Origin of the sequence: Curtobacterium sp. MCBD17_019 (assembly GCF_003234555.1) — a bacterium.
In the GTDB taxonomy this organism is placed as follows: domain Bacteria; phylum Actinomycetota; class Actinomycetes; order Actinomycetales; family Microbacteriaceae; genus Curtobacterium.
On the sequence record NZ_QKTT01000030.1, the window covers coordinates 1 to 7,658 of the forward strand.

General features: G+C 71.9%; 7 protein-coding genes. 6 read left to right on the top strand and 1 reads right to left on the bottom strand.

Annotated elements, in window-relative coordinates; translation table 11 throughout:
• The 4 genes from DEI82_RS15795 to DEI82_RS15810 all read left to right on the top strand — a co-directional run.
• Window positions 1–769, top strand: a 769-nt coding sequence (locus tag DEI82_RS15795) for a hypothetical protein (protein WP_220037293.1), incomplete at its 5' end; no start/stop codon positions are given.
• 123 nt (window positions 770–892) lie between these two features.
• Entirely contained in the window at window positions 893–1,384 is a 492-nt protein-coding gene (locus DEI82_RS15800) for a heme-degrading domain-containing protein (protein ID WP_111008946.1), read from the top strand.
• Complete coding sequence (locus DEI82_RS15805; protein ID WP_111008721.1) at window positions 1,381–2,025, top strand: class I SAM-dependent methyltransferase; 645 nt, start codon at window positions 1,381–1,383, stop codon at window positions 2,023–2,025. Before DEI82_RS15800 ends, DEI82_RS15805 begins: the two co-directional genes overlap by 4 nt.
• Window positions 2,026–2,234: 209 nt before the next feature.
• Window positions 2,235–2,777 carry a hypothetical protein gene (locus DEI82_RS15810; protein WP_111008722.1) on the top strand — a complete coding sequence of 181 codons (543 nt, stop codon included), beginning with the start codon at window positions 2,235–2,237 and terminating at the stop codon, window positions 2,775–2,777.
• 91 nt (window positions 2,778–2,868) lie between these two features.
• Here DEI82_RS15810 and DEI82_RS15815 read toward each other — a convergent pair whose 3' ends face one another.
• The gene (locus tag DEI82_RS15815; protein WP_220037294.1) at window positions 2,869–6,726 is read right to left on the bottom strand and encodes an ABC transporter ATP-binding protein; all 3,858 of its coding nucleotides are present in this window, start codon (window positions 6,724–6,726) and stop codon (window positions 2,869–2,871) included.
• A gap of 85 nt (window positions 6,727–6,811) precedes the next feature.
• Between DEI82_RS15815 and DEI82_RS15820 the strand changes: the two genes are divergently transcribed.
• Both DEI82_RS15820 and DEI82_RS15825 read left to right on the top strand, forming a co-directional pair.
• Complete coding sequence (locus DEI82_RS15820) at window positions 6,812–7,123, top strand: hypothetical protein (RefSeq protein WP_111025934.1); 312 nt, start codon at window positions 6,812–6,814, stop codon at window positions 7,121–7,123.
• A 113-nt stretch (window positions 7,124–7,236) separates the two neighbouring features.
• Window positions 7,237–7,593, top strand: a complete 357-nt coding sequence (locus DEI82_RS15825) for a VOC family protein (RefSeq protein WP_111008724.1) — start codon at window positions 7,237–7,239, stop codon at window positions 7,591–7,593.
• Window positions 7,594–7,658 lie beyond the last annotated feature (65 nt).

Here is a 7,658-nt window from a genome sequence, read left to right on the forward strand (position 1 = left end):
GACCCCGTCGCCGAGCCCGTCGCCCACCCAGACCCCGTCGCCGACCCCGTCGCCCACCCAGACCCCGGCACCGCCGGTGACCGGGATCTCCGCCGACGGCACCAAGCTCCTCGGCGCCACCACCATGACGGCCGGCCAGAGCATCCACTCCCCGTCGCGTCAGTACCACCTCGACATGCAGGCGGACGGCAACCTCGTCGAGTACGGCAACGGCCGCGCGCTCTGGGCGACCGGCACGACCCGGTACCACGGCGCGCACCTCGCACTGCAGGCGGACGGCAACGCCGTGCTGTACGCCGTCACGGGCAAGGCGGTGTGGGCCACGGGCACATCGGGGAAGGGAGCTGGCGCCGTCCTGAGCATCGACGACCACGGGCGCCTGAGGCTCACCCGCAACGGCTCGACGTTGTGGAACAACAAGCGCCCCGGCGCGGACACCCTGACACCCGGCGCCGTGATCACCGCCGGTCAGTCCATCTGGGACTCCGCCGAGCGACGCCAGTTCGTCCTGCAGACGGACGGCAACGTCGTCGTCTACAAGGACGGGAAGGCGGTCTGGTCGACCCGTACGAGCGGCAGGGGCGGCGCGAAGCTGACCCTGCAGTCGGACGGGAACCTCGTGCTCTACACGAAGGCGGCCAAGGCCCTGTGGTCGAGCAAGACCAGTCGGTTCGGTGGCTCCGGGATGAAGCTCACGCAGCAGAGCGACGGGAACCTCGTCCTCTACAAGAACGGCAAGGCGGTGTGGGCCACCGGGACCAACCGGTGACCGGGAACCGCCCCCGTCTGCATGAGGTGGGGGCACGTCCGGCCCGGTGACGGGCCCCGCCCGGTACCGGTACCGGTACGGTCGGTGTCGACCCGATCGGTCGAGGACGACGAGGAGTTGGCGATGGCGGCACTGCGCGACCTGCAGCCCGAGGAGAAGCTTGAGCGCCTGCTCGCCGAGGAGCGTGAACTCGAGCAGGAGCGCTTCGACCTCGACGACGCATGGGCGGTCGGCTCCTGGCTGCGGGCGACCGCGATCGAGCGCGGGCTCGGCGTCGCCGTCGCCGTCGCCTTCGGTGAGCAGCGTGTGTTCCACGTCGCGACGCCCGGATCCGGCGCGGTGAACGACGCGTGGCTGGATCGGAAGTTCCGGGTCGTCCGCCACTTCGGGCACTCGACGCTCGCGGTCCGGACGCAGTACGAGGCCGACGGCACGACGTTCCGGGACTCCTCCGCGCTCGACCCGCTGCTGTACCAGGCGGCTGGGGGCGGATTCCCGCTCCGGGTCCGTGGCGCGCTCGTCGGGGTCCTCGGCGTCAGCGGACTCGAGATGCACGCCGATCACGAGTTGGTGGTGGAGGCGCTCCGGGCGCACCGCTCGGCCTCCAGCGCGTGAGCGACCCGCTTCTCGAGCAGACCCGATCCGGGTACGACGCAGCGGCGGACACCTACGCGGAACACCTGCCGGACACGTCCTTCGAAGCGCCGATCGACATGGCGATGGTCGATCACTTCGCGCACATGCTCCCTCGTGCCGCGACCGTCCTCGACGCCGGATGCGGCACCGGCAGGATGCTCCGGCACCTGCAGGACCGTGACGGGACGATGCGGCTCACCGGCGTCGACATCTCGTCCGGGATGCTGGCCCACGCCGCCCGACGAGGGATCGCGGTCGACCTGCGGCAGAGCGACCTCGCGGCCCTGCCGTTCGACGACGCCACGTTCGCGGGCGTGCTCGCGTGGTACTCGATCATCCACACGGCACCCGACGGACTGCGGGACGTCGTCACCGAGGTGCGGCGGGTGCTCCGACCGGATGGCGTGTTCCTGCTCGGGTTCCAGGCCGGTACCGGCACACGGAGGATCGAGCGGCCGTACGGACAGGAGGCCCCCCTCACGGCGTTCCTGCACGAGCCGTCGTCGGTCACCGGGCTCCTGCGGTCACTCGGGTTCCGCGTCGACGCTGTCCTCGACCGCGCGCCCCGGCAGGTGGAGCGGCACCGGCAGGGGTTCGTGCTCGCGCGCACGGCGGGCTGACCAGCCGACCAGGCGTACCGACGTGCATGGGACGGTCCTGGGCCGCCCCGATCCTCCACCCGCGTAGCGTCCGCTCTGCCACGTCAGCCCGGGTCCGGACGCCATCGGCCACCACCCGCGTCGTCGCTGCGACGCTCGACGCGCCGGAGCCGCACCACCGCCGAGGAACACACCGCCGGCACCGCCGGAGCAGACCAGGGAGCACCGCCATGTCCGAGAACAACACCGTCATCCGCAGCATGCACGACATCGGGCTCGCCGCCTGGTTCGGCGGGAACCTCATGGGGGCGACCGGCCTGAACGGCGCTGCGGCCGGAGCGAAGGACCCGGTCGAGCGGCTCACGCTGTCGGCGCTCGGGTGGAGCAAGTGGGCGCCGTTGCAGCTGGCGGCGCTCTCGGTCCACGCGATCGGTGGCGCCGGCCTGATCATCGCCAACCGCGACCGGCTCGGCGTGCAGCCGGAGGCCCGGACCAACACGGGCGTCAAGCTGACGCTCACGATCGTCGCCGCCGTGACGACCTTCTGGTCGGCATCGCTGGGCAAGAAGATGGCCGAGCACGCCTCCGAGGGCGCGGCCGGCACGACGGAGGCGTCGCCCGCCGCCTCGTCGACGCTCACGTCAGCGCAGCGTCAGCAGAAGATCCTGCAGTGGGTGACGCCGGTGCTCACGGGCATCCTGCTCGTGATGGGCGCCCAGCAGGGGGAGCAGCAGCGGTCCGCCGCCGGCGTCATCGACAAGCGGCGCCGCTGACCGCACCATCGACGGACGGGAGGGACGGCACGAGCTGGTGCCGTCCCTCCCGTCCGTCGGAGCGGGGTCGTCGCGAGCGGCGAGCGCGTCCTCATCGCGCGTCGACGGCCTCGTACGCCTGCCACATCGCCGCGTACCGGCCCTCGCGCGCGAGCAGCTCGTCGTGCGGGCCGAGTTCCGCGATCCGCCCTCCCGCGATCACGGCGATGCGGTGTGCCGCGCGTGCCGTCTGCAGCCGGTGGGCGATGACGATCGTGGTCCGACCGGACGCGACGGTCTGCATCGCCGCCGTCACGCGCGCCTCGGTGAGCAGATCGAGGTTCGAGGTGGCCTCGTCGAGCAACAGGACCGCGGGATCGACGAGTTCGGCACGGGCGAGGGCGATGAGCTGCCGGTGCCCCGCGGAGAGGGACCGCCCCCGTTCCGACAGCTGGTGGTGGTAGCCGCCGGGGAGCTCGGACACGAACTCGTGTGCACCGACGGCGCGCGCCGCCGCCTCCACCTCGGCATCGGTGGCGTCCATCCGGCCGTACGCGATGTTGTCCCGGACGGTGCCGGTGAACAGGAACGCCTCCTGCGGCACGTACCCGAGCTGCCCGCGGTACGCCCGCAGGTCGAGCGTGCGGAGGTCCCGCCCGTCGACGAGGACGGCGCCGTCGTCCGGGTCGTAGAACCGCGCGATGAGCTTCATCACGGTCGACTTGCCGGCGCCCGTCTCGCCGACGAACGCGATCGTCTCGCCCGGGCGCACGGCGAGCGTGACGTCGTGCAGTGCCTCCGGCGGTCGGACCGCCCTCGCCGACGGGGCGGCGGACGCGGTGCGCGGGTCGGCCGGGCCGCGGCGTTCCGCTGGACGCACGGGCGTGCGCACCACGGGATAGGCGAACCGCACCGACCGCAGCTCCAGCGCACCCGACAGGCGGGGCGGGACGACGGCCTCCGACGCGTCCGGGGTGAGGGTCTCGAGCGCCATGAGGTCGCTGATCCGCGACACCGACACCCGCGTCTGCTGCCACGCGTCGAACACCTGCGACAGCTGCTGGATGGGCGAGAAGAACATGTCGATGTAGAGCAGGAACGCGATGAGCGCCCCGGACGTCAGGTGTCCGGACCCGATGAGCGTCGCGCCGACGCCGAGCACGATGACGTCGGCGACCCCGGACAGGAACTGCACGAACGGGAAGTACGTCGCGACGAGACGCTGCGCTGCGATCCGCGAGTCGAGGTACCGCCGCCCCAGCGCGTGGAAGTGCCGCACCGTCGCGGCCTCGTGCACGAACGCCTGGGACTCGCGGACGCCGGACAGACTCTCCTGGAAGTCCGCGTTGACGACGGCGATGCGCTCACGCGCCTCGTCGTACAACCGGGAGGACCGGCTCCGGAACCACACGGTCGCCCCGGCGAGCGGGACCACGACCGACAGGGTCAGCAGACCGAGTTCGGGGTCGATGAGCACGAGCGCGACGCCGACCCCGACGAACGTCACGATCGACACGAGCGCCGAGAGCAGGCCGTTCTGGATGAGCGTCTCGAACTGGTCCACGTCCGTCGTCATCCGGGTCATCACCCGGCCCGCCATCTCACGCTCGTAGAAGTCCAGGGACAACCGCTGGAGCTGGGCGAAGATCCGGATCCGCAGACTCAGCATGATCCGCTGGGCCGCCTTGCCCGTCACGAAGGTCTCGGCCACGCCGTCGGCGAGGTCCGCGAGCGTCACGAGCAGGAACAGGGCCGCGGCACCGAACAGCACGACCTCGGAACCCCGCTGCACGCCGTCGTCGATACCGGTCTTGACGAGCACCGGCCCGAGCAGGCCGGCGACCGCGTCGACCACGACGAACAGGAGGGCCAGCAGCAGCGGACGTCGGAACTCCCGCAGCAGCGTGGCGAGTGAGAACCGTCGGTCCTGCACGGTCTCGCGGTCGAGGTCGACCGTCGGGACGTCCCGGATCGGTCCGAGCGCCGCCACCCGCGCGAGTAGTTCCGGGGTCGCCGCGAACATGCCGGCCATGCCCCGCCCGCTGCCGCGTCCGCGACCACCGAGCCCCATGCCGAGGCCACCACCGGGCCCCGACGTCGCGACCGTGGTCGCCGCAGCCGCTCCGGGCCTCCAGGCATCGTCCGTCACGCCGCCCGCCGCCTGCGCGAGCCGGCTCAGGGCGTCGATGTCACCCGCCGCGGCCGCCGCCGCGGTGTCGTCGGTCGCGTCGTCGTCGAGGCCGGTGACGAGCGCGCGGTACACCGCACTCGTGGCGACGAGGGACTCGTGCGTCCCCTCGTCGACGACGCGCCCGTGGTCGAGGACCAGGATGCGGTCGGCGAGGTGCAGCGTCGACTCGCGGTGGGCGATGAGGATCACCGTCCGGTCCCGGAGTTCGCCGCGGAGCGCGTCGTGGATCGACTGCTCGGTCGAGGCGTCGATCGCGCTCGTCGCGTCGTCGAGCACGAGGATCCGCGGATCGGACAGGATCGCCCGGGCGAGGGCGATCCGCTGCCGCTGCCCGCCGGACAACGACAGGCCACGCTCACCGACGACGGTTTCCAGCCCCTTCGGCAGCGCATCGATGAACCCGATCGCATGAGCGACCTCGGCCGCGTGGCGGATCTCCGCCTCGGTCGCCGAGGGACGCCCGTAGGCGATGTTCGCCCCGACCGTGTCCGAGAACAGGAAGCTGTCCTCGAACACCATGCCGATGGCGCCACGGATCGAGTGCAGGCTGAGCTCGCGGAGGTCGTGTCCGTCGAGCAGGACCCGCCCGGAATCCGGGTCGTGGAACCGGGCGACGAGGGACGCGACCGTCGACTTGCCGCTTCCGCTCGGCCCGACGAGGGCGACGCGCTCGCCGGGCCGCACCTGCAGGTCGAGCCCGTCGAGCGCGGGGTGGATGTCGGCACTCCCGGTCCCGTAGGAGAAGGTCACACCCTCGAACACGACGTCGCCCCGGACGTGGTCCACCGCCACGGCGTCCGGCGCGTCCCGGATCGCGGGCTCCCGGTCGATGAGCTGGAAGACCCGCTCGATGCCGACCTGCGCTTGCTGTCCGATCGTCAGCACGCCCGCGAGCTGCCGAGCGGGCGCCATGAGCGCGGCGACGTAGCTCGTGAACGCGAGGAACGTGCCGATGGTGATCCGGCCCTCCAGGGCGAGCCACCCGCCCAACGCCAGGATCGCGACCTGCGCGAGGGTCGGGATCGACTCGAGCAGGGGCTGGAACCGCGCCTGGATCCGCACCGAACGCATCTGCGCGCCGTAGAGGCCGGTCGCGACGCGCGTCAGGTGCTCGACCTCGTGCCGCTCCCGGCCGAACGCCTTGACGACGCGGACCCCGTTGACGTCCTCGTCGACGATCTGCGCCACCTCGCCCTCGCGCTGCTGGGCGTCCCAGGTCGCGGGCATGATCCTGCGCCGCATCCGGTACGCCGTCACGACGAGGACCGGCACCATCACGAGGCTGACCAGGGCGAGCAGGGGTGACAGCGTGAACATCACGACGATCGACAGGACCATCAGGATCACGTTGCCGCTCATGATCGGCAGCATGTTGAGCAGGCCCTGCACGAGCGCCGAGTCGGAGTTCGCCCGGCTGACGAGCTGCCCCGTCGGCATCTGGTCGAGGCTCGCGAAGTCCATGCGCTGCAGGTGGTCGTGCATGTCGTTGCGGAGGTCGTTCTGCACCTCGAGCGCCACCCGGCCGCCGCGGTACCGCCGCAGGTACGTGAAGCCGAACGTCGCGGCGGCGAGCGCCAGGAGCAGCGCCAGCCACGGTCCGAGCGGCGAGGTGTGCGCGACGATCACGCCGTCCACGATGCGACGGGCGACGAGCGGTACGACGACCTGGCAGAGGCTCCCGAGCAGCGCCGCGACGAGCGAGATGACGACGCTCCTGCGGTGGCGGAGCATGTAACGCCAGAGGCGGCGGATCCAGCCCTCGGTGCTCGGGTCGGTCACGCGCGCCACTCTACGCCGGATGGTTCCGGCTCCGAACCATCTGCGTGCGGCCGTCGTCGCCGCTACCAGTGGGTACGCTTCGCGGGTGGATGCGACGCAGCCCTCCGGGACGACGAGACGACGGATCGAGCTGCGGCTCCGGAAGCCGGCGCTGGCGTGGTTCGCCCGACCGACCGTCGTGGTCGACGGACGCGGGCACCCGGCGCAGTGGGGGACCGGCACGTGGGGGGTGTCGGACGCGGGCGGCACCGAGATCGCCGTGTACCTCTACAACCGCGTGTGGCGCTTCGGCGCGGCCAGCACCACCGTCGGCGGGGGCGGAGCCGCCCCCGCGGTCCTCGAGTACCGCGTCGGTGTCCTGCCGACCGCGCGGGGGCGGCTCGTCTCGCTGCGCTGAGACACGCGTTCCCTGGGAAGCACCGGTGTCCTCGTCCCACGGCTCCGGCCACCCGACGCGTAGGAAGGGCTGCAGCGGCCGACGCCCTGTCGGTCCGAGACGAAGGAGACGACATGGCACAGGGAGTAGCGGCGGTCTGGGTGCCCGTCACGGACATGCAGCGCGCGGTCGCGTTCTACCGCGACACGCTCGGACTCGAGGTCACGCACGAGGGTGACGACTGGAGCGAGATCGACGGCGGTGGCCTGCGTATCGGCCTGAACGCCCGCGAGGACGCGAAGCCCGCGAGTGACGGCGGCGCCGTCATCACGTTCCAGCCGGACGGGAGCATCGAGGACGAGATCGCGACGCTCAAGGAGCGCGGCGCCGACATCGAGGGCTCCGTCAGCGAGCACCCGTGGGGTCGGATCATGCCGTTCAAGGACTCCGAGGGCAACGACCTGCAGTACTACACGCCGCCGCAGGGCTGACCGCGCCACGGGGCGGTGCGTGCGGTCGAGTCGCTCAGCGGCAGCCGCCGCACGTCCCTCCCGCC